Source organism: Magnetospirillum sp. SS-4 (genome assembly GCF_902729425.1).
GTDB lineage: Bacteria > Pseudomonadota > Alphaproteobacteria > Rhodospirillales > Magnetospirillaceae > Phaeospirillum.
This window is the reverse complement of record NZ_LR746533.1, coordinates 1-2,966: the sequence shown is the minus strand read 5'-3', so window position 1 is coordinate 2,966 and position 2,966 is coordinate 1. Positions and strand designations below refer to the sequence as shown.

Annotated in this window: 4 protein-coding genes; all 4 read left to right on the top strand. The window is 65.1% G+C overall.

What is annotated here, in order from left to right; genetic code table 11:
• Positions 1–894 (top strand): magnetosome biogenesis CDF transporter MamB (gene mamB, locus MTBSS4_RS21815; RefSeq protein WP_254432710.1); only part of this gene is annotated, 894 nt, incomplete at its 5' end.
• Positions 895–910: 16 nt separating this feature from the next.
• The gene (gene mamS / locus MTBSS4_RS21810) at positions 911–1,453 is read left to right on the top strand and encodes a magnetosome protein MamS (protein WP_173985489.1); all 543 of its coding nucleotides are present in this window, start codon (positions 911–913) and stop codon (positions 1,451–1,453) included.
• A 19-nt stretch (positions 1,454–1,472) separates the two neighbouring features.
• Positions 1,473–2,003, top strand: coding sequence for a magnetosome protein MamT (mamT, locus tag MTBSS4_RS21805; RefSeq protein ID WP_254432709.1), 531 nt, complete (start codon positions 1,473–1,475; stop codon positions 2,001–2,003).
• Positions 2,004–2,044: 41 nt separating this feature from the next.
• A complete protein-coding gene (gene mamU / locus MTBSS4_RS21800) occupies positions 2,045–2,938 on the top strand; it encodes a lipid kinase MamU (RefSeq protein WP_173985488.1) in 894 nt (297 codons plus the stop codon).
• Positions 2,939–2,966: the final 28 nt, after the last annotated feature.

The window sequence follows — 2,966 nt, the reverse complement described above, 5'->3', positions numbered from 1 at the left end:
CCGATGAAGTTCGAAAATTGCAGGGATTGCCGCGAGGAAGTGGTGTGGTGGGCCTTTACCGCCGACATCTGCATGACCCTGTTCAAGGGGGTCCTCGGGCTGATGAGCGGCAGCGTGGCGCTGGTGGCGGATTCGCTGCATTCGGGGGCTGACGTGGTTGCCAGCGGGGTGACCCAACTCAGCTTGAGGATTTCGAACAAACCGGCGGACGAGCGCTATCCGTTCGGCTACGGCAATATCCAGTACATCTCGTCGTCCATCGTGGGCTCGCTGCTGCTGATCGGCGCCAGCTTCCTGATGTACGGCTCGGTGATGAAGCTGATCTCGGGAACCTACGAGGCGCCGAGCATCTTCGCGGCGGTCGGGGCGTCGGTGACGGTGATCGTCAACGAGCTGATGTATCGCTACCAGATTTGCGTGGGCAACGAGAACAACAGCCCGGCCATCATCGCCAACGCCTGGGACAACCGGTCGGACGCCATCTCGTCCGCGGCGGTGATGGTCGGCGTGATCGCCTCGGTGATCGGCTTTCCCATCGCCGATACCATCGCCGCCATCGGCGTCTCGGCCCTGGTGGGGCACATCGGGCTGGAACTGATCGGAACCTCGATCCGCGGCCTGATGGACAGTTCGGTGGATACGGAACTGCTGCAGACCGCCTGGCAGGTGTCCATGGACACGCCGATGGTCCACAGCATCTATTTCCTGCGCGGCCGCCATGTGGGCGAGGATGTGCAGTTCGATATCCGCCTGCGGGTCGATCCCAATCTGCGCGTCAAGGACAGTTCCATGGTGGCCGAGGCGGTGCGTCGGCGCATCCAGGAGGAAATCCCCCACGCCCGCGACATCCGCCTGTTCGTCAGCCCGGCGCCCGCTGCCGCGGCCAGAGCCTGAGCGAGAGAGGGGCGGCATGGACTTCCGGCCAGAATACGTGGTGAGCCGCATTCGGCAGATGGTCGAAGGCATCGTGTCGCCCCAGTTGGTGCTCGGCCTTGGGGCCGTCCTGATTCTGGGAATGGTGGTGGCCGCCATGCTGCCTGACCGCTTCACCGGTGGCGGCAAGGCCGGTGGCGGCGTCACGGCTGGGGGCCAAGCCTTGCCGCTTCCCGCCGCCCTGCCGGGTCTGTCGCCTTTTACCCCGGCGACGCCCTTGCAGTTCAGCGGCCGCGTCACCCAGATAGCCAGCATCGGCAACGATGTCGGCTGGGGGCAGGTCCATATCTGGATCGACAACGGCACCGGTGTCTTGCAGGAGATTTCGGTGGCGCCGCAGGCCTATCTCACCCAGGTCGGCTGCCCGTCCTTCGACGGGGCGCGGGTCAGCGGCGTCGGATTCATATTCGATCCGGGACGGCCCAATGCCGAACTCTACGCCAAGTCCATCCTGGTCGGAGGGCGGACCTGCAAGTTGCGCGATGACGAGGGATTGGCACTGTGGATGGTGGTGCAGTGAGCCCGAGGAGACGGGGAAGGTGAGCAAGGAGGCGCCACGGCGCGGCCGTCGCTGGATGACCTTGGGGATGATCGCCTTGTTGGCGGCGATCGGGCTGGGACTCTATTGGGACCATCTGTCCAATCCTGTCGGCATTACGCCTGCCACCTCGCCCCGGCGTGCGGAAGGGCTGCTGCTGGGGCGGCTCCCGCTGCCCATGGAACCGTCGATTCTGTCGCCGCTGGAGCGGCTGCTAGAACCGCCACTGCGCTACAAGCTGATGACCATTCGCCATATCCCGCCGGTAAAGCCGGGCAGCGGCATGCCCCATCCCTATGTGGGCGATTGCATCTTGTGCCATCTGATGGTGGGGGGGGCGGCGGCCGGTTCACAATTCAAGACACCCTATGGGGCCATGCTGGAAAACCTGTCGCGGGTCCGCAAGCTGGGGCCGCCCATCCTGCCGACCTCTCGCCAGCCGCATCCGCCGGCCGGACGATGCATCAAATGCCACGACATCGTGGTCAAGGTGCCGGTGGACAAGAAAAGCGGCATGAGATGGCAATTATGATCGCGGGTGCCGTTTCCCGCTGACCTGGGATGGGCGGAACAATGCGGATCGCGGCGATCATCAATGCACGGGCGGGAGGCGTCGCCCGATCGTCGCCCTCGGCCGTTGCCGCCCGGTTGTCGGACGTCTGGGCCTCACTGGGGCATCAGGCCCATACCACCCTCGCCGAGGGAAAGGATGTGGGGCGCGCGATCCGCAAGGCGTGCCGCGATCCATCCGTCCAGGCGATCATTATCGGCGGCGGCGACGGTTCCCTGTCCCGCTCGCTCAAGCATGTGGTGGGAAGCGGCAAGTCCCTGGGCGTCCTGCCGCTGGGAACCATGAACTATGTGGCCCGTCAGTTCGGAGTGCCGTTCGACCTTGCCCGGGCGGCGGCGGCCTTGGCCGATGCGGTTCCCACCGCCATCGACCTGGGGCGGGTCAATGGCCGTTTCTTCCTGATCCGCGCCTGTCTCGGCGCGTTCCCGGAATTCATCCGCTCTCGGGACGACGCTCGTCGAAACGGTGGGAGTATTCTGGACGGAGCCTTGGCCGGGCTGACCAGCCTGGCCCGGGGCCATCGCGTGATCGAGGCGGAACTGGACGGACCGGACGGCCAGGCCCGGATCACCACTTCTTTCCTGATGGTGTCCAACAATATGTGCCGGGATTCCGATCCGTTCCTGCTCGAGCGCGAGCGCATGGACGGCGGAACGCTGGGTCTATACTTCGGGCGAGGGGCGGGGCCGATCAGCCTTGTGGAGTTGGGATTGCAGGTGGCCATGGGACGCTGGGCCAGCAACGAGGCACTCATCCAGGGATCGTTGCCATGGCTGGAGATTCGAACCAGCCAGCGCAAGCCGCTGGTTTCCATCGACGGCGAGGTGGAAAAGATGGAAGCTCCCTTCCGCTTCGACATTCTGCCCGGCGTACTGCCCATGCTGGTGCCTAAATAATCGCGGTTCCGCAGGGGGGGGGCGGTTG